The sequence below is a fragment of the Pseudomonas sp. Tn43 genome (assembly GCF_014192635.1).
Lineage (GTDB): Bacteria > Pseudomonadota > Gammaproteobacteria > Pseudomonadales > Pseudomonadaceae > Aquipseudomonas.
Window position 1 is genome coordinate 59560 of record NZ_JACHYG010000013.1, and the last position, 19210, is coordinate 78769.

The following is a 19210-nucleotide window of genomic DNA, read 5'->3' on the forward strand; positions in this document are numbered from 1 at the left end:
CCGCAGGACTATGACTGGTCCCCTGCGGCTTTCTTGGTCACCCGGCGATATCGCGAATGGCGATCTCGCTCTCGATGCGTTCCAGCACCTGATCGATGGACAACTCCGTGGAATCCAGCTGTATCGCGTCGGCCGCCGGTTTGAGCGGGGCTACTGCGCGCTGGGTGTCGCGCTCATCGCGCGCACGTATCTCATCTAGCAGACTCGACAGACTAACACCATCGACTTTGCCCTTCAACTGCAAGTATCGACGGCGCGCACGCTCCTCGGCACTGGCGGTCAGGAAAATCTTCAACGGTGCGTCGGGAAATACCACCGTGCCCATGTCGCGACCATCGGCCACCAGACCCGGCGGTTCCTGAAATGCCCGCTGGCGCTGCAGCAGCGCCTCGCGAACGGCGGGCAGCGCAGCGACCTGGGAAGCGCCCGCGCCGATACTCTCGGTACGAATGATATCGCTGACTTCGTCACCTTCCAGAATGATGCGTTGCAGCTGACCGTCGGTCGCCGCGATGAATTGCACATCCAGATGAGCGGCAAGTTTTTTGAGCAACTCTTCGTTCGTCAGATCGACGCCATGGTTATACGCCGCGAACGCCAGCAATCGGTACAGCGCACCGGAATCCAGCAAGTTCCAGCCCAGGCGCTTGGCCAGCATCCCGGCGACAGTGCCTTTGCCAGAGCCGCTTGGCCCATCAATGGTGATGACCGGTGCGTTGATTTTCACGACTGAGCCTCTTGTGCAACACGGATACCGACCTGCGCGCACAGCGCGAGGAAGTTCGGGAACGAGGTCGCGACGTTGGCGCAGTCATGGATGCGGATCGGTGCAGTGGCACGCAGCGAAGCGACGCTGAAGGCCATGGCAATCCGGTGATCGCCGTGACCATGCACTTCGCCGCCGCCGATCTGGCCGCCGTCGATGATGATACCGTCCGGGGTCGGTTCGCATTTGACGCCCAGTGCCAGCAAACCATCCGCCATGACCTGGATCCGGTCCGATTCTTTCACGCGCAGCTCTTCGGCGCCACGCAGCACAGTGCGTCCTTCGGCACAGGCCGCAGCCACGAACAGCACCGGGAATTCGTCGATGGCCAATGGAACCAGCGCCTCAGGGATCTCGATACCTTTGAGTTTAGCTGCGCGTACGCGCAGATCCGCTACCGGCTCGCCGCCCACTTCACGCAGGTTTTCCAGGGTGATGTCCGCACCCATCAGGCGCAGGATGTCGATCACGCCGGTACGGGTCGGGTTGATGCCGACGTGCTCCAGCACCAGCTCCGAACCTTCGGCAATCGACGCGGCTACAAGGAAGAACGCCGACGACGAGATGTCGCCCGGCACTTCAATGTGGGTCGCGGTCAGCGTGTGGCCGGACTCGACCGAGGCGGTCGCGCCATTGACGGTGACCGGGTAGCCGAAGCCGCGCAGCATGCGCTCGGTGTGGTCGCGAGTCGGTGCCGGTTCGGTGACGGTGGTCTTGCCTTCGGCATACAGACCCGCCAGCAACAGGCAGGATTTAACCTGGGCGCTGGCCATCGGCATGGTGTAAGTCAGGCCCTTGAGCTTGTTGCCGCCACGGATGGTCATCGGTGGACGACCTTCAGCAGCAGTCTCGATCACGGCGCCCATTTCGCGCAGCGGATTGGCCACGCGATTCATCGGACGCTTGGACAACGAGGCATCGCCAGTCAGCGTGCTATCGAAGCTCTGCGCAGCCAACAGGCCAGACAGCAGACGCATCGAAGTGCCGGAGTTGCCCAGGTAGATCGGGCCTGGCGCAGGTTTGAGACCGTGCAGGCCGACGCCATGGATGGTCACACGACCGTGGTGCGGACCTTCGATGACAACACCCATGTCGCGGAAGGCTTGCAAGGTCGCCAGAGCGTCTTCGCCCTCGAGGAAACCTTCCACTTCGGTGACGCCGTCAGCCAGGGAACCGAGCATGATCGAACGGTGGGAAATCGATTTGTCGCCCGGTACACGAATCCGCCCAGTCAGGCGGCCACCAGGTTGTGCCAGGAAAATCAGATCGTTGGAATTCATAGCGTCCACATAGGCCCGGCGGGCCAGGATTTTACTGAAATGCTCGCGGGCAACCCGGGCGCGCGTGAACACGCCCAACAATTGGTGCCCATCCCCTGCATCGACCGCGTCGCGCAAGGCGTCGAGGTCGCTGCGAAATGTATCGAGTGTGCGCAGGACAGCTTCGCGGTTGGCGAGGAAGATGTCGTGCCACATGACCGGGTCGCTTCCGGCGATTCTTGTGAAATCGCGGAAACCGCCCGCAGCGTAACGGAAGATCTCAAGATTTTCATTGCGTTTGGCCAACGAATCGACCAAACCGAACGCCAGCAAGTGCGGCAGATGGCTGGTCGCCGCCAGCACTTCGTCATGACGCTCGACCTGCATGTGCTCGACGTCGGCACCCAATTCGCGCCACAACCGGTCAACCACTGCCAGCGCGGCCGGATCGGTCTGATCCAGCGGCGTCAGAATCACTTTATGACGACGAAACAGTTCGGCATTGGAGGCTTCCACCCCGCTCTGCTCGGAACCGGCGATCGGATGCCCCGGCACGAAGCGCGTCGGCATGCCGCCAAACGCCTCGGTCGCCGCGCGCACCACATTGCCCTTGGCGCTGCCGACATCGGTCAGGATCGCCTGCCCCAGTTTCATGCCCGCCAACAGCGCGAGCAGTTTTTCCATGGCCAGGATCGGCACTGCCAGTTGAATCACGTCAGCGCCCTGGCAGGCTGCCGCCAGGTCATCTTCGCAGCGATCCACCACGCCCAATTCGACTGCCAGCTTGCGCGACTGCGGGTCGAGATCGACCCCGACCACTTCACGACACAGGCCGCTTTCACGCAGGCCTTTGGCAAACGAACCGCCGATCAAGCCCAGACCGACCACCACCAGGCGACCGATCATAGGTTGAGCAGGTTGCAGTGCAGTGACATCAACCACGAGCCAGAACCTTGGTCAGCGCTTCGAGGAAGCGGCTGTTTTCCGCTGGCAGACCGATGGTGATGCGCAAGTGATTCGGCATGCCGTAATTGGCCACCGGACGCACGATCACGCCTTCGCGCAGCAACCCCTCGAACACTGGCGCCGCAACGCGACCCAGATCGACACAGATGAAGTTGCCTTTGGAGGGAATCCAGCTCAACCCCAGCTCGCGCAAACCCGCTTGCAGCTGCTGCATGCCGGCCTCGTTCAGGCGACGGCTTTCAGCCAGGTAGTCGACGTCTTGCAGCGCGGCACAAGCGGCGGCCAGTGCGAGGCTGTTGACGTTGAACGGCTGACGCACGCGATTGAGCACATCGGCGACGATGGCCGAGGACAAGCCGTAACCGACCCGCAGCGACGCCAGACCATAAGCCTTGGAGAAGGTGCGCGAGACCAGCAGGTTCGGGTAGGCCGCCAGATAATCCAGGCCGTCCGGCAAATCGCTGCCTTCGGCGTATTCGATGTAGGCTTCGTCCAGCACCACCAGCACATGGGCCGGCACGTCCTGCAGGAAGTCATCCAGCGCCTGGGCGTCGAACCAGGTCCCGGTCGGGTTGTTCGGGTTGGCGATGAACACCACGCGGGTATCGGCATCGATCGCGGCGAGCATGGCCGACAGATCATGGCCCCAGTCTTTGGCCGGGACCACTTTTGCCTGGGCGCCGACGGCCTGGGTGACGATCGGATAGACCGCAAACGCATGGGCGCTGAACACCGCGTTCAGGCCTGGCGCCAGATAGGCGCGCGCCACCAGCTCCAGAATGTCGTTGGAGCCGTTGCCCAGCGTTACCTGGTTGAGCTCGACGCGGCACTGATCGGCCAGCAGGGTCTTGAGCGCAAAACCGTTGCCGTCCGGATAGCGAGTCAGCTCGGCCAGCGCTTGGCGAATCGCTGCCAATGCCTTGGGACTGGCGCCCAACGGGTTTTCGTTGCTCGCCAGTTTGACGATATTGGCCGGATCGAGGTTCAGCTCACGGGCCAGTTCGTCCACGGGTTTGCCCGGAACGTAAGGCGAAAGTTGTTGCACGCCCGGCTGTGCCAGAGCGAGGAAGTTGCCACTCATTTGCTACCGCCCTTAGAGAACTGCTTTCGGGTAGGAACCCAGCACTTTGAGTGCTACTGCTTCCTGACTGATCTTTTCCAGCACACCTTTGACCAGTGGGTCGCGGTGGTGGCCGACGAAGTCGATGAAGAACACGTAGGTCCATTTACCGCTGCGCGACGGACGGGTCTCGATGCGCGTCAGGTCGATGCCATTTTCATGGAACGGCACCAGCAACTCATGGAGCGCGCCGGGTTTGTTGCTCATGGAGACGATGATCGAGGTCTTGTCGTCGCCGGTCGGCGGTACTTCCTGGCTGCCGATCATCAGGAATCGCGTGGAGTTGTCCGGACGATCCTCGATTTTTTCGGCCAGACGAGTCAACCCGTACAGACCGGCGGCCATGTCGCCGGCGATCGCTGCCGAGTTCCATTCACCCTTGACCCGCTTGGCTGCTTCGGCGTTGCTCGAAACCGCCACGCGCTCGACATTCGGGTAATGGGCGTCCAGCCACTTGCGGCACTGGGCCAGGGACTGGGCGTGGGAATAGATGCGGCTGATGCTGTCGGTCTTGGTGTTTTCACCCACCAACAGGTGATGGTGAATCCGCAATTCAACTTCGCCGCAGATCACCATGTCGTGCTCGAGGAAGCTGTCGAGGGTGTGGTTGACCGCGCCTTCGGTGGAGTTCTCCACCGGGACCACGCCAAAGTTCACCGCACCGGCCGCGACTTCTCGGAACACTTCATCGATCGCCGCCATCGGCTTGCTGATCACTGCGTGGCCGAAGTGCTTCATGGCCGCCGCCTGGGTGAAGGTGCCTTCAGGGCCGAGGTAAGCCACTTTCAGCGGCTGCTCGAGGGCCAGGCACGAAGACATGATTTCGCGGAACAGCCGCGCCATCTCTTCGTTGCCCAGCGGCCCCTGGTTACGCTCCATCACACGCTTGAGCACCTGGGCTTCACGCTCAGGACGATAGAACACCGGCACTTCGCCTTCGGCCAGCGAGGCCATCTTTACTCGCGCAACTTCCTGGGCGCAACGTGCGCGCTCACTGATCAACTCCAGGACTTTTTCGTCCAGAGCATCAATGCGCAGGCGCAGTGCCTTGAGTTCTTGCTCAGACATCAGCCGTGTTCCTTCTCGAACTCTGCCATGTACGAAACCAGTGCGTTGACCGCAACGATGTCGACGGCGTTATAGATGGAGGCACGCATGCCGCCCACGGAACGGTGGCCCTTGAGGTTCAGCAAGCCGCGTTCGTCGGCACCGGCCAGGAACGGCTTGTCGAGACGATCGTCGGCCAGACGGAACGGCACGTTCATCCACGAGCGGTCCGACTTGTTGATCGGGTTGCTGTACAAACCACTGGCGTCGATGAAGTCATACAGGGTGCGCTGCTTGACTTCATTGAGCTTGCCGATGGCTTCGACGCCACCTTGCTCTTTCAGCCACTCGAACACCAGGCCGGACAAGTACCAGGCCAGGGTTGGCGGGGTGTTGTACATCGAGCCGTTATCGGCCGCGACCTTGTAGTTGAGCATGGTCGGGCAAATGGAACGGGCGTGACCGAGCAGGTCTTCGCGCACGATGTTCACGACAATGCCGCTCGGGCCGATGTTTTTCTGCGCGCCGGCGTAGATCATGCCGAAACGCGAAACATCCACCGGACGCGAGAGAATGTCCGAGGACATGTCAGCGACCAGCGGCACATCACCGGTTTCCGGGATCCATTGGAATTCCAGGCCACCAATGGTTTCGTTCGGTGCGTAGTGAACGTAGGCCGCGTCTTTGGACAGGCTCCATTCGTTCTGACCGGGGATGGCGAAATAGTCGTAAGGCTTGGCGGTGGCGGCAACGTTGACGTGGCCGTAGCGCGAGGCTTCTTCGATAGCTTTCTGCGACCAGATACCGGTGTCGATATAGTCGGCGGTGCCGCTTTCCGGCAACAGGTTCAGCGGAATCTGAGCAAATTGCTGACTCGCGCCACCTTGCAGAAACAGCACTTTATAGTTCGAGGGGATATTCAGCAGATCACGCAGATCCTGCTCGGCCTTGGTGGCAATGGACACGAACTCATCGCTGCGATGGCTCATTTCCATGACCGACAAACCCTTGCCGTGCCAATCAAGAAGTTCACCCTGGGCGCGCTTCAGAACAGCTTCGGGAAGCGCCGCAGGACCGGCACAGAAGTTATAGGCTCTCTTGCTCACATCCAATCTCGCTCTGATTTGGTGGTCACTTAAATCTTTCGGTCTGCGGATGATCGTTCCCACGCTCTGCGTGGGAATGCATCCAATGACGCCCTGCGTCATGGGACGCGGAGCGTCCCGAGCGGCATTCCCACGCAGAGCGTGGGAACGATCCTGTGCAGTGTCGCAAATTTTCAAACAGAACAAATAACAAGGGGGCGAATCTTCATCCGCCCCCTGCTTGCCCGCTTACTCTTGCGGCTCTTCGTCAGCGGCGGCGTCGAGTTGCTGGTCTTCGACAACGTCGTCGATCACGACCTCACCGTCGAACACCGCGCCCTCTTCACCTTCGAGCCCTTCGCTTTCCAGCTCTTCGCCTTCGACTTCCGACGGCTCCTGAACCCGCTCCAGGCCTACCAGCGTTTCATCGCTGGCCAGCTTGATCAGGGTTACGCCCTGGGTGTTACGACCCAGGCTGGAGACTTCGTCGACACGGGTACGAACCAACGTGCCCTGGTCGGAAATCAGCATGATCTCCTCGCCGTCGAGCACCTGGACTGCGCCGACCAGACGGCCGTTACGCTCGTTGCTGACCATGGCGATAACGCCCTGACCGCCACGCTTGTACTCAGGGAACTCAGTGATCGCGGTGCGCTTGCCGAAACCACGCGCCGAAGCGGTGAGAATCTGGCTGCCTTCTTCCGGGATCAGCATGGAAATCAGCTTCTGGCCTTCCGGCAGACGCATACCGCGGACACCGCGAGCGGTACGGCCCATGGCGCGAACGTCGGTTTCCTTGAAACGAGTGACCTTGCCGCCGTCGGAGAACAGCATGACTTCACGCTCGCCATCGGTAATGGCGGCAGAGATCAGCACGTCGCCTTCGTCCAGCTCCAGCGCGATCAGGCCGACGCTGCGTTGACGGCTGAAGGATTCCAGCGGGGTCTTCTTCACGGTGCCTTTGGCAGTGGCCATGAAGATGAAGTGACCTTCGGTGTATTCCTCGACCGGCAGCATGGTGGTGATGTATTCATCACTGTCCAGCGGCAACAGGTTGACCAGCGGACGACCACGGGCAGCGCGGGACGCTTCCGGGATTTCGTAGGTTTTCAGCCAGTACACTTTGCCTTTGCTGGAGAACAGCAGCAGCGTGGTGTGGCTGTTGGCGACCAGCAGGTGAGCGATGTAGTCCTCATCCTTGACGCCAGTGGCCGATTTGCCTTTACCGCCACGACGCTGAGCCTGGTACGCAGCCAATGGCTGGGTCTTGGCGTAGCCACCGTGGGAAATGGTCACGACGCGTTCTTCTTCCGGGATCATGTCGCCCAGGGTCAGGTCGAGACGCGCATCGAGAATCTCGGTGCGACGCACATCGCCGTACTCGGCGCGGATCACTTCCAGCTCTTCGCGGATCACTTCCATCAGGCGCGTGGCGCTGCTGAGGATGCGGATCAGTTCGCCGATCTGGTTGAGGATCTCTTGGTACTCGGCCAGCAGCTTTTCGTGCTCCAGACCGGTCAGACGGTGCAGACGCAGCTCCAGAATGGCTTGCGCCTGTTCCGGCGACAGGAAGTACTTGCCGTCGCGCAGGCCGTATTGCGGGTCCAGGGTCTCTGGACGGCAAGAATCGGCGCCGGCACGTTCGACCATCGCAACCACGGCGGAAGATTCCCAGGCCGTGCTGATCAGCGCTTCCTTGGCTTCCGATGGCGTTGGCGAGGCCTTAATCAGGGCGATGACCGGGTCGATGTTCGACAGGGCAACCGCTTGACCTTCCAGAATGTGGCCACGTTCGCGTGCTTTGCGCAGTTCGAACACGGTACGGCGGGTCACCACTTCGCGACGGTGACGAACGAAAGCTTCCAGCAGGTCCTTGAGGTTGAGGATCCGCGGACGGCCGTCGATCAGCGCGACGATGTTGATACCGAACACCGCTTGCAGCTGGGTCTGGGCGTAGAGGTTGTTGAGGATCACCTCAGGCACTTCACCGCGACGCAGTTCGATCACGACGCGCATACCGTCCTTGTCGGACTCGTCGCGCAGCTCGGTGATGCCTTCGAGCTTCTTCTCTTTGACCAGCTCGGCGATCTTTTCGATCAGACGCGCCTTGTTCAACTGGTAAGGGAGTTCGGTGATGACGATCTGTTGACGACCACCGACCTTGTCGATGTCTTCGATGGTCGAGCGGGCACGCATGTAAATGCGTCCGCGACCGGTGCGGTAGGCTTCGATGATGCCGGCGCGACCGTTGATGATCGCGGCGGTCGGGAAGTCCGGACCGGGGATGTATTGCATCAGCTCATCGACGGTCAGTTCCGGGTTGTCGATGAGTGCCAGGCAACCGTCGATGACTTCACCGAGGTTGTGCGGCGGAATGTTGGTCGCCATGCCCACGGCGATACCGCTGGAGCCGTTGACCAGCAGGTTGGGGATACGGGTCGGCATGACCGCCGGGATCATTTCGGTGCCGTCGTAGTTCGGCACCCAGTCCACGGTTTCTTTGTGCAGGTCTGCCAGCAGCTCGTGCGCCAGCTTGGTCATGCGCACTTCGGTGTATCGCATGGCCGCGGCGTTGTCGCCGTCCACCGAACCGAAGTTGCCCTGACCGTCTACCAGCAGGTAACGCAGCGAGAATGGCTGTGCCATCCGAACGATGGTGTCGTACACCGCGGTATCACCGTGAGGGTGATACTTACCGATCACGTCACCGACAACACGGGCAGATTTCTTGTACGGCTTGTTGAAGTCGTTGCCCAGCTCGCTCATCGCGAACAGCACACGCCGGTGCACGGGCTTCAAGCCATCGCGCGCATCCGGCAGTGCCCGCCCGACAATCACGCTCATCGCGTAGTCGAGATAGGACTGCTTCAGCTCGTCTTCGATATTGACCGGGAGGATTTCTTTGGCCAGTTCGCCCATGAGAAGCCTGATTCCTTTTTCTGGTGAAACTTCGTCACATCCATATGGGACGAACGAAGCTCGCCGATGCAGACTGAGTGCCGTGCACCGACTTACGACAAATCAACGAGTTATGCCATGGATCTGCGCAGTAAAGGCAGCCACATCAGGCTACCCTGGAAACCGCCGGATGTTATCACAAGAGCCGCCACGCACCTATCCCCCAGATGCGCATGGAGCATAGTTAGTTGACCGGTGACAGGCTTGAAAGGGACGAGAGGGGCTTAGAGGCTTGATGAATGCGGATTTCAGGCCCGATTCAGGCTGTTTTGTTGACTTTTCGGGCCTAATCGCGGGCAAGCCCGCTCCCACAGGTTTGGATGAGCGCTACAGAACCCTGTGGGAGCGGGCTTGCCCGCGATAGCGATTGATCAGACACCAGGGATCATCAATGCAACCGCTTGCGGCACATCAACTGCGCCATTTTCACGGTGTCCGGCCGTTCGACGATGCCTTTTTCGGTGACGATGACATCGATCAGGTCAGCCGGGGTCACATCGAACACCGGGTTGAACGCATCGACATTCGCCCCGAGCCGCTTGCCGCCGACTTCCAGCAACTCGCGACCATCGCGCTCTTCGATGGGAATCTCGTCGCCACTGGCCAGGTTCATGTCGATGGTCGAACTCGGTGCCACGACCATGAAGCGCACGCCGTGGTGCATGGCGTTGACCGCCAGTTGGTAGGTGCCGATCTTGTTCGCCACATCACCATTGGCGGTAATGCGGTCGGCGCCGACGATCACCCAGGTCACGCCCTTGGTTTTCATGATGTGCGCAGCGGCGGAATCGACATTGAGGGTCACGGGGATGCCCTCGCTGGCCAGTTCCCATGCGGTCAATCGCGAACCTTGCAGCCATGGCCGGGTTTCATCGGCGTACACGCGCTCGACCATGCCTTCGATGAACGCCCCGCGAATCACCCCCAGCGCCGTGCCGAAGCCGCCGGTGGCCAGTGCGCCGGTGTTGCAGTGCGTGAGAATCGCCTGAGCGTTGCCCTGATGCTTGCGGATCAAGTCCACGCCCAATTGGGCCATGGTCAGGTTGGCTTCGCGATCACTTTCATGAATGGCGATGGCTTCGGCCTCCAGCGCCGCCAGAGGGTCTGTGTCTTCCTTGAGGCGGTCCAGGCGGTCGCGCATGCGATTCAAGGCCCAGGACAGATTAACCGCTGTTGGACGAGAATCGACCAGCAACGCGTAATCCTCTTCCCACGCGGCCTGCCAGTCCCCGCCCTCGGAAATACAGGCGCGGGCTGAAAGCACCATGGCATACGCAGCACTGATGCCAATGGCCGGCGCGCCGCGCACCACCATTGAGCGAATGGCCTCAGCCACGCTCGCGGCGCTGGTGCAGGCGATCCAGGTTTGCTCGAATGGCAAAATACGCTGATCCAGCAGATACAGGACGCCATCACGCCAATCGATGGCTTTCACCTTCTCCGCAGCCAACAGTCGATCGCGCATCCACTTACCCCGCACTCATGAACAAAAGCCGTCGATTATAGCGATCCCCCTGCGAAGACGCTCGGGTATACTTCGCCATCCTTTACAAAAGCACTGGAACCGACTTTCGATGCCGACCCCCACCGCTGCGCTCGACCTATTGTTGCTGCCGACCTGGCTGGTACCTGTCGAACCGGCTGGCGTGGTCCTCAAAGAGCATGCCCTGGGCATCCGCGATGGTCGTATCGTGTTTATCGGCCCGCGCGCAGCCGCCTTGAAGTTTAACGCAGCCGAAGTCCGCGAATTGCCGGACATGTTGCTCGCCCCCGGCCTGATCAATGCTCACGGGCATGCGGCAATGACGCTGTTCCGCGGCCTGGCCGATGATCTGCCATTGATGACCTGGCTGGAAAACCACATCTGGCCCGCTGAAGCCAAATGGGTAGACGAGGCGTTCGTACGCGACGGCACCGACCTGGCCATCGCCGAGCAGATCAAAGGCGGCATCAGCTGTTTCTCCGACATGTATTTCTTCCCGAAAGTCGCCAGCGAACGCGTCCATAACAGCGGCATTCGCGCCCAGATCGCCATTCCGATTCTCGATTTCCCGATTCCAGGCGCCGCCACGGCGGATGAAGCCATTCGTCAGGGCGTTGAATTATTCGGTGATCTCAAGCATCACCAGCGAATCAAAATCACCTTTGGCCCCCATGCACCCTACACCGTGGGCGACGAAACCCTGGAAAAAATCCGGGTGATCGCCGAAGAACTGGACGCCTCGATTCACATGCACGTCCATGAAACCGCCTTCGAAGTGCAGCAGTCGGTGGCGCAAAGCGGCGAGCGCCCGCTGGCCCGCCTCGGTCGCCTGGGCCTGCTCGGGCCGCGCCTGCAGGCCGTTCACATGACCCAGATCAGCGATGAAGACCTGATGCTGCTGGTAGAAAGTAACACCCATGTGATTCATTGCCCGGAGTCGAACCTGAAACTGGCCAGCGGTTTCTGCCCGGTCGAGCGTTTGTGGCGGGCCGGGGTCAATGTGGCGGTCGGCACCGATGGCTCGGCCAGCAACAATGACCTCGACCTGCTCGGCGAAACCCGCACCGCTGCGTTGCTGGCCAAGGCTGTCGCCGGTTCCGCCACCGCGCTGGACGCCCATCGCGCCCTGCGCATGGCTACGCTCAACGGTGCCCGCGCGCTGGGCATCGAAGCCCAGACCGGTTCGCTGGAAGTCGGCAAGGCGGCCGACATTGTTGCGTTCGACCTGTCGGGCCTGGCGCAGCAACCGGTCTATGACCCGGTTTCGCAATTGATCTATGCCACTGGCCGCGACTGCGTGAAACACCTTTGGGTCGCTGGCAAACAACTGCTCGACGACCGCCGCCTGACCCGCCTGGATGAGGCGCAACTGTGTGCCACTGCCAAGGCCTGGGGCAGGCGCATCAGCGGCCACACCGAATCGTAAGTACCGAATTGTAAGCACCCTGGACCGAAACCGGGGCAACAGGATTTTTCAAGTTTAGAGGACTGACACCATGAGCAACGTCGACTACGCCGAAATCGCCAAATTCGAAGCCCTGGCCCATCGCTGGTGGGACCGCGAAAGCGAGTTCAAACCGCTGCACGACATCAACCCGCTGCGGGTCAACTGGATCGACGAGCGGGTCCATCTGGCTGGCAAGAAAGTCCTCGACGTCGGTTGCGGCGGCGGCATCCTCAGCGAAGCCATGGCTCTGCGCGGCGCGACCGTGATGGGCATCGACATGGGCGAAGCGCCGCTGGCCGTCGCTCAACTGCACCAGCTGGAATCCGGCGTGAGCGTCGAGTACCGGCAGATCACCGCCGAAGCGCTGGCAGAAGAAATGCCCGAGCAATTCGACGTGGTCACCTGCCTGGAAATGCTCGAACACGTGCCGGACCCGTCGTCGGTGATCCGCGCCTGTTTCAAGATGGTCAAACCAGGTGGCCAGGTGTTCTTCTCCACCATCAACCGCAACCCGAAGGCCTATCTGTTTGCCATCGTCGGCGCCGAATACATCATGAAGCTGCTGCCGCGCGGCACCCACGACTTCAAGAAATTCATCCGCCCCTCCGAGCTTGGCGCCTGGAGCCGCATGGCCGGCCTGACCGTCAAGGACATCATCGGCCTGACCTACAATCCATTGACCAAGCATTACAAACTGGCGGCCGACGTGGACGTCAATTACATGATCCAGACCCTGCGCGAGGAGTAAGCCGATGCGTATCAGAGCAGTCCTTTTCGACATGGACGGCACCCTGCTCGACACCGCGCCGGATTTCATCGCCATCTGCCAGGCGATGCGCGCTGATCGTGGTTTGCCGCCAATCAACACTCAATACATTCGCGATGAAATCTCCGGCGGCGCCAAAGCGATGGTTGCCGCGAATTTTTCCATGGACCCGGAATCGCCAGGGTTCGAGGCACTGCGTCAGGAATTTCTCGACCGCTACCTCAAGGGGTGCGCGGTCCACAGCCATCTGTTCGACGGCATGGCCCAGGTGCTGGAAAAAATCGAAAAAGCCAATCTGATCTGGGGCGTTGTCACTAACAAGCCGGTGCGTTTCGCCGAGCCGATCATGCAGCAGCTGGGCCTGGCCGACCGTTCGAAAGTGTTGATTTGCCCCGATCATGTGAAAAACAGCAAACCGGATCCGGAACCTTTGATCCTGGCGTGCAAGATGCTCGACCTGGACCCGGCCAGTGTGCTGTTTGTTGGCGACGACCTGCGCGACATCGAGTCCGGCCGCGATGCCGGCACCAAAACTTGCGCGGTGACCTACGGTTACATTCACCCGGACGATAACCCCAAGCACTGGGGCGCAGACGTGTTGATCGATCATCCGCTGGCGTTGCTCGAAGTGTTGGATAACGCTTTGTGCAGTTGCTGATTCAAATCAAAAGATCGCAGCCTGCGGCAGCTCCTACAGGAGACCGCGATCGGCGTAGGAGCTGCCGAAGGCTGCGATCTTTTTCGGCCCTGTTAACGGATTATGTTGAGGTTTTTCATGTTTGATTATTCCGCCCGTCCTGACTTGCTCAAAGGCCGGGTCATCCTGGTCACCGGCGCTGGCCGTGGCATCGGTGCCGCCGCTGCAAAAACCTACGCCGCCCACGGTGCCACTGTGCTGCTGCTGGGCAAGACCGAGGCCAACCTGACTCAGGTCTATGACGAAATCGAAGCGGCCGGGCACCCACAAGCGGCCGTGATTCCGTTCAATCTGGAAACCGCACTGCCTCATCAATACGATGAACTGGCGGCCTTGATCGAGACCGAGTTCGGCCACCTTGATGGCTTGCTGCACAACGCATCGATCATTGGTCCACGTACCCCGATCGAGCAGTTGTCGGGCGAGAATTTCATGCGCGTCATGCAGGTCAACGTCAACGCCATGTTCATGCTCACCAGCACGTTGCTGCCACTGCTCAAGCTGTCTCAGGACGCCTCGGTGGTGTTCACCTCCAGCAGCGTCGGTCGCAAGGGCCGGGCGTACTGGGGCGCCTATGGTGTTTCCAAATTCGCCACCGAAGGGCTGATGCAAACCCTGGCCGATGAAGTAGATACCGTGGCACCGGTGCGCTCCAACAGCATCAACCCAGGCGCTACTCGCACCAGCATGCGCGCTCAAGCCTACCCCGGTGAAAACCCGCTGAATAATCCGACACCCGAGGAGATCATGCCGGTCTACCTTTACCTCATGGGTCCGGACAGCACCGGCATCAATGGCCAGGCATTCAACGCTCAGTAGTGCCCGTGCGTCGCTTTTCTGCCGCGACGGCTTCCCGCCGCGGCATTCAAACCTGGTGGTAACTACCCCTTCTTCAGGTCAAATAAATGACATCACGTTGCGCAGCATCCCGCCTATAACCTTCCAGCACCTTGATTTATAAAGCTTTTTATTCGACTGAACCGAATGGCATGACTTTCGCTCTAATTTTGCTCAAACACGCCGTGTGAAAGCAGACGAGGCGGAGCTTCAGCCGAGAGGTTACTAATCTTCGGCAAAGCGGACTAAACTCGAGCCAAATGTCCTACGGGACTGATGGACCAGTATGACGCGCAGCCCAAAGCCGCTCTCACCCAGCCTGTAAGACAGCCTTACTGCTTAGGGGCTCACGCCATATGAAATCACCTTCCCAGACCAACGCAATTGACTTCGACAGTGCCAAATTGCAACGCCTGGGCTTTGGTCAGCAGCCTCCCCTTCTGGAGCGGCCCGACAGTCTTGCGCAACTGCGCCAAACGCTGGGCCTGCAACTGCAAACCAGTCTTGAGCCGCAACGCATTCTCGGACTTTTCTTCCGTGAAATTCAGCGTCTGGTGCCGCTGGATGCCTTGAATTATGAACATCAGCCCAGTGACTTGCGCCTGCAATTGGGCACGCGAGGCCATCATTCAATCAGCTACAGCCTCAGTCATGAGGGCGAGCAATTGGGTGAACTGGTGTTCCGTCGCAATCAGCGTTTCAGCGAACAGGAACAGGGCAACCTGGAGTCCCTGTTGTCGGCCCTGCTCTTCCCCATGCGCAACGCTTTGCTTTATCGCGCAGCGACTCAAAGTGCATTGCGTGATCCGCTGACCGATACCGGCAACCGCATCGCCATGGACCAGACGCTGGAACGTGAAATCGAGATGTCGCGGCGACATTCGCAGCCCTTGTCGCTGCTGATGCTGGACATCGACCATTTCAAACAGATCAACGATACCTACGGGCACACTGCCGGTGATGAAGTGCTGAAGGCCGTGGCGTCCTCGATCAAAAACCAGTTGCGCAACGTCGACATGGTGTTCCGGTTCGGTGGCGAAGAATTTCTGATTCTGCTTTCCAACACCAGTCGAGAAGCTGCCGCCATGGTCGGTGAACGACTGCGGTTTGCGGCGCAGGCTCAGGACTATATGGCCGAGGGCAAGATGATCGAACTGACGGTCAGCATCGGTTGCTCGACGCTGCTTCCCGGCGAGTCTGCCGAGAGTTTGTTGCGACGGGCCGACAGTGCGCTGTATGTGGCCAAGCGTGAGGGGCGTAATCGTCTTGCGATGGCGGGGTAATGTAAAACTCAAGTGTTCTTGAAGAGATCGCAGCCTTCGGCAGCTCCTACGGACAGCGGCCTGTCATGACACCCCGCCGACTGTAGGAGCTGCCGTAGGCTGCGATTTTTTTAGCTTTCGGCCAGCTCCATCCGCTCACGGGCTACAGGCGCTTTCACTGCCAGTTCCAACTGCATGCAACGTTCCAGGAACAGATACATGTAGTCGTAACTTTTGCAGACAGCCTGGCGCAATTCCACTTGCAGCGCTTTGCTCGGGTTCATGCCCGCCAGGGTGCAGATGATTTCCAGGGCTTCCCATGGATGGGCATCGTCGTACTGGGCATGCATCTTCAACCACTTCATGGCCCGCTTGCGATCTTCCTCGGGGAATGAGGCCGCATAGACGCCATTGGAGCAAACCAGGGCCGACCACTCCCCCGTCGCCCCTTCGATGGCGTAATTGGTGGCGGCGATAGCCACGATCAGCGAGTCCGACGAACTGGTGTGCCAGCACCAATGGCTCAAGGCGTGAAGCTCCGGCGGTACGCGTTGCGCTTGCAGATCTTCCAGACTGATACCGTGGGCACGGCTCCAGTGCACCCAATAGTCGGCATGGTTCAATTCGACGCGAATGTTACGCATCAGCCAGCGACGCGCCATGTCTTCGCCAGGGTGGCGCGCAAAACGGGTCTTGGTCAGGTTCTGTGCCATGTACAAAGCGAACTGTTCGACCACCGGCCAGCCACCAATAAGGTACTGACGCATGGTTTTTGCACTGAGTCTGTTATCTCGCATGCGTTGATACAGTTCGTGTTCGACAACCCGGCGCTTGCTCTCGCTGCAATCCTGGATCAGTTGCTGAGCCCAGGCGGGATAACTTGCAGCTTCCATGAGTGGTCCGGTTCTGTTGAATGTGTCGATCACTGTCGCGCTCCTTTTGATTGTGATTTTAAGATCAACAAGAGATTTCAACGGAATGTACCGGGCGCCTTGAACAACACAGGTCGGGGCCGGACAGGACGACTTTGCAAACTATCCCAGGTAAACAGATGCGGGCGTTCAATCACGTACCCTTGAGCGTAATCCACTCCGATCTCCAGCAATGCCTGCTCGATCTGAGGTGTTTCAACGAACTCTGCAATCGTGCGCTTACCCATGACATGACCGATGTGATTGATCACTTCGACCATGGCGCGGTTAATCGGGTCGTCCAGCATATCCTTTACGAAACTCCCGTCGATCTTCAGGAAGTCTACAGGTAAATGTTTCAAGTAAGCGAATGAGGACATGCCGGCACAAAAGTCATCGAGCGAAAAATGACAACCTAAACCTTTGAGTTCATTAATAAATTTAGTTGCGCTGGCCAAATTTGCAATCGCGCTGGTTTCTGTAATTTCAAAACAAATCATTTCAGGTGGAATTGAATATGCAACAAACTGTTCACGAAGAAAGTCCAGAAACGCCTCATCTCCGATAGTAATGCCTGACAGATTTATCGCACACATGGCTAACGGCCCTTCGTGCTCTTCGGCGATGCATTGGGCTATGACTTTGAAAACATTCTCCACCACCCATCGATCAATCGACGTCATCAAACCGTAACGCTCAGCGGCGGGAATGAAACTGTCCGGCAGAATCATCCGTCCCGCTTCGTCATGCAGGCGCAGCAGTATTTCGATATGCCCGCCGCCATGCTCAGGGCCAAGCGGTGCGATTTCCTGGGCGTACAGGCAGAAGCGGTCTTCTTCCAGCGCTACATGCAGGCGCTGCACCCAGGCCATTTCACCAAACCGCATGGACAGCTCCGAGTCGTCGGCGTGATAGACCTGCACCCGGTTGCGCCCCTTTTCCTTGGCCATGTAACAGGCCATGTCAGCAGCACGCAGCGAAGCTTCAAGGGTGGCCGGACTCTGGACCACATGCACCAGGCCAATGCTCACGGTGGTCACGAACGGCCGGCCTTTCCAGACAAAATGCAGGTTCTGCACGGTCTGGCGCAGGCCTTCGGCGATTTTCTCGGCCGCTTGCGGCGCGCAGTTTTCCAACAGAACGCCAAACTCGTCCCCCCCTAGCCGGGCCAGGGTGTCGCCTTCGCGCAAACCTGATTGCAACAACGCACAGATATGCCGCAACAACTCGTCGCCCGCCGCATGGCCGCAGGTGTCGTTGACCAGTTTGAATTGATCCAGGTCGAGAAACATCAAGGCATGGCGCCCCGCCTGGCGCGTCAGGTTATGCAGGGCCTGCTCCAGCCGATATTCGAATTCGCGGCGGTTGGCCAATCCGGTCAAGGCATCATGAGTCGCCTGCCACGACAGATTGGCGATGTATTGCCGCTCCTGGGTCATGTCATGCAGCACCAGCACGGTGCCACTGACTTTGCCCATATTGCGGATCGGCGCGCCGACAAGCGTGACTGACACCGTGCTGCCATCCAGACGCTGGATCAGTTTGGAATGTTCGCTGCCACCGCCGAGCTGACCGCTCAAAATGTGCTCGATCAAGGTAAAACCGTCAGCCTGGGCGTTTTCGTCCAGCAGATTGAACAACGCGGCCAATGGCAGCCCCGCCGCCTGTTCGGCCTTCCAGTGCGTCAAGGCCTCGGCCGCCGGATTCATATAGGCAATCGCGCCCGCGACATCCGTGGTGATCACGCCGTCGCCAATCGATTGCAGCGTGGTCTGTGCCCGGTCTTTCTCCAACTGCAAGGCATCGGCGAAGGCATGGCGCTGCTTGAGCAGTTTATGCGTACGCAACAGCGCCAACACAATCAAACCCAACGCGGTAGCCAGGTTCGTCACCAACAGCAGACGAAGAATCACCCGCGAGCCTTCGCCCAAGGCATCGCTGAACGCTTTGGCGGCAGGTGTCACGCCATCGTTGATGGCTAAAATCTGTTCTTTCCAGCGTTTGACGTCGGCATCGGTGGCCTGGCTATCGGCAATGGGCTGATGCATCTCCCGCGCGACTTCATCGAGTCGCACCAGATATGCGTCACCGACCGTCCACAGCTCGATGGCTTTTTCCAGGTAACTGAAATTCCGGAAATTGAGGTACAGCCAAATCAGGCTGGAGACGTCGTCCGGATGGTTGCCGCCCTTGAGTATCGCGACTCGCGCGGCGTCGATGTCGGGGGGGTGATGATCCAGTGCCAGGCGCAATTCATGGCCACCCTGAGGCACGGCAATCGCGTTCTGGTATTTGAGAAAAATCGCTTCGTCGCGGCTGTCGGCGTAGAGGTTGAGGTAATAGATGGCGTCTTTCTGGCCCTTGGACCACAGGCTTTCGCCGCCGACGTAACCGCGAACCGCCGAAAGAACGTAAAGGCTGACACCCCCCAGCAGTGCCTGAAATAACACGACGGCGATAAAAGGCCAGACGATGCCCAACAACCGAGGGGTTCCGAGAGTCCGTTTCTGCTTCATGAGGTCCTTTGCATACGCACTGCCAGATCATCATCAGGTTCAAACCGCTATCGCTAGACTAGGGTGCGATCTCACTCCCGGCAAGCCGGG

Annotated in this window: 14 protein-coding genes; 5 read left to right on the plus strand and 9 right to left on the minus strand. The window is 59.6% G+C overall.

From position 1 onward, the window contains the following. Positions 1-37: 37 nt before the first annotated feature. The 7 genes from cmk to mtnA form a co-directional block, all read right to left on the minus strand. Positions 38-727, minus strand: a complete 690-nt coding sequence (cmk, locus tag FHW68_RS23940; RefSeq protein WP_095634974.1) for a (d)CMP kinase — start codon at positions 725-727, stop codon at positions 38-40. Next, positions 724-2931, minus strand: coding sequence for a bifunctional prephenate dehydrogenase/3-phosphoshikimate 1-carboxyvinyltransferase (locus FHW68_RS23945; protein ID WP_260296807.1), 2208 nt, complete (start codon positions 2929-2931; stop codon positions 724-726). Before FHW68_RS23945 ends, cmk begins: the two co-directional genes overlap by 4 nt. A gap of 28 nt (positions 2932-2959) precedes the next feature. After that, on the minus strand, positions 2960-4072 hold the full coding sequence (hisC, locus tag FHW68_RS23950; protein ID WP_183683427.1) for a histidinol-phosphate transaminase: 1113 nt from the start codon (positions 4070-4072) through the stop codon (positions 2960-2962). Positions 4073-4084: 12 nt separating this feature from the next. After that, positions 4085-5179, minus strand: a complete 1095-nt coding sequence (pheA, locus tag FHW68_RS23955) for a prephenate dehydratase (protein ID WP_090317904.1) — start codon at positions 5177-5179, stop codon at positions 4085-4087. Then, the gene (gene serC / locus FHW68_RS23960; RefSeq protein ID WP_095634971.1) at positions 5179-6264 is read right to left on the minus strand and encodes a 3-phosphoserine/phosphohydroxythreonine transaminase; all 1086 of its coding nucleotides are present in this window, start codon (positions 6262-6264) and stop codon (positions 5179-5181) included. The genes pheA and serC overlap by 1 nt, the downstream gene beginning before the upstream one ends. 228 nt (positions 6265-6492) lie before the next feature. Then, a complete protein-coding gene (gene gyrA, locus FHW68_RS23965; RefSeq protein ID WP_095634970.1) occupies positions 6493-9162 on the minus strand; it encodes a DNA gyrase subunit A in 2670 nt (889 codons plus the stop codon). A 427-nt stretch (positions 9163-9589) separates the two neighbouring features. Beyond that, positions 9590-10666 carry an S-methyl-5-thioribose-1-phosphate isomerase gene (mtnA, locus tag FHW68_RS23970; RefSeq protein ID WP_183683429.1) on the minus strand — a complete coding sequence of 359 codons (1077 nt, stop codon included), beginning with the start codon at positions 10664-10666 and terminating at the stop codon, positions 9590-9592. Between the two features lie 109 nt (positions 10667-10775). Between mtnA and FHW68_RS23975 the strand changes: the two genes are divergently transcribed. From FHW68_RS23975 to FHW68_RS23995, 5 genes are all read left to right on the plus strand, one after another. Next, positions 10776-12110 carry a TRZ/ATZ family hydrolase gene (locus tag FHW68_RS23975; RefSeq protein WP_095634968.1) on the plus strand — a complete coding sequence of 445 codons (1335 nt, stop codon included), beginning with the start codon at positions 10776-10778 and terminating at the stop codon, positions 12108-12110. 70 nt (positions 12111-12180) lie between these two features. After that, positions 12181-12879: a bifunctional 2-polyprenyl-6-hydroxyphenol methylase/3-demethylubiquinol 3-O-methyltransferase UbiG gene (gene ubiG, locus FHW68_RS23980; protein ID WP_095634967.1), complete on the plus strand. Its 699-nt coding sequence runs from the start codon at positions 12181-12183 to the stop codon at positions 12877-12879. A 4-nt stretch (positions 12880-12883) separates the two neighbouring features. After that, positions 12884-13555 carry an N-acetylmuramic acid 6-phosphate phosphatase MupP gene (gene mupP / locus FHW68_RS23985; RefSeq protein WP_095634966.1) on the plus strand — a complete coding sequence of 224 codons (672 nt, stop codon included), beginning with the start codon at positions 12884-12886 and terminating at the stop codon, positions 13553-13555. Positions 13556-13672: 117 nt separating this feature from the next. Beyond that, positions 13673-14413 (plus strand): YciK family oxidoreductase, encoded by a 741-nt coding sequence (locus tag FHW68_RS23990; protein WP_183683431.1) that lies wholly within the window; start codon positions 13673-13675, stop codon positions 14411-14413. A gap of 374 nt (positions 14414-14787) precedes the next feature. Then, positions 14788-15714 (plus strand): GGDEF domain-containing protein, encoded by a 927-nt coding sequence (locus tag FHW68_RS23995; RefSeq protein WP_183683433.1) that lies wholly within the window; start codon positions 14788-14790, stop codon positions 15712-15714. Positions 15715-15824: 110 nt separating this feature from the next. Here the strand turns inward: FHW68_RS23995 and FHW68_RS24000 are convergent, their stop codons facing one another. Together FHW68_RS24000 and FHW68_RS24005 are read right to left on the minus strand one after the other, a co-directional pair. Further along, the gene (locus FHW68_RS24000; protein ID WP_221217261.1) at positions 15825-16586 is read right to left on the minus strand and encodes an iron-containing redox enzyme family protein; all 762 of its coding nucleotides are present in this window, start codon (positions 16584-16586) and stop codon (positions 15825-15827) included. A gap of 77 nt (positions 16587-16663) precedes the next feature. Continuing rightward, positions 16664-19120 carry an EAL domain-containing protein gene (locus FHW68_RS24005; RefSeq protein ID WP_183683438.1) on the minus strand — a complete coding sequence of 819 codons (2457 nt, stop codon included), beginning with the start codon at positions 19118-19120 and terminating at the stop codon, positions 16664-16666. Positions 19121-19210: the final 90 nt, after the last annotated feature.

Coding starts and splice junctions, on each gene's coding strand:
- ubiG (WP_095634967.1), top strand. CDS start 12,181: ATGAGCAACGTCGACTACGCCGAAATCGCCAAATTCGAAGCCCTGGCC.
- gyrA (WP_095634970.1), bottom strand. CDS start 9,162: ATGGGCGAACTGGCCAAAGAAATCCTCCCGGTCAATATCGAAGACGAG.
- FHW68_RS23975 (WP_095634968.1), top strand. CDS start 10,776: ATGCCGACCCCCACCGCTGCGCTCGACCTATTGTTGCTGCCGACCTGG.
- mtnA (WP_183683429.1), bottom strand. CDS start 10,666: ATGCGCGATCGACTGTTGGCTGCGGAGAAGGTGAAAGCCATCGATTGG.
- FHW68_RS24005 (WP_183683438.1), bottom strand. CDS start 19,120: ATGAAGCAGAAACGGACTCTCGGAACCCCTCGGTTGTTGGGCATCGTC.
- pheA (WP_090317904.1), bottom strand. CDS start 5,179: ATGTCTGAGCAAGAACTCAAGGCACTGCGCCTGCGCATTGATGCTCTG.
- FHW68_RS24000 (WP_221217261.1), bottom strand. CDS start 16,586: ATGGAAGCTGCAAGTTATCCCGCCTGGGCTCAGCAACTGATCCAGGAT.
- mupP (WP_095634966.1), top strand. CDS start 12,884: ATGCGTATCAGAGCAGTCCTTTTCGACATGGACGGCACCCTGCTCGAC.
- FHW68_RS23995 (WP_183683433.1), top strand. CDS start 14,788: ATGAAATCACCTTCCCAGACCAACGCAATTGACTTCGACAGTGCCAAA.
- hisC (WP_183683427.1), bottom strand. CDS start 4,072: ATGAGTGGCAACTTCCTCGCTCTGGCACAGCCGGGCGTGCAACAACTT.
- FHW68_RS23945 (WP_260296807.1), bottom strand. CDS start 2,931: ATGATCGGTCGCCTGGTGGTGGTCGGTCTGGGCTTGATCGGCGGTTCG.
- FHW68_RS23990 (WP_183683431.1), top strand. CDS start 13,673: ATGTTTGATTATTCCGCCCGTCCTGACTTGCTCAAAGGCCGGGTCATC.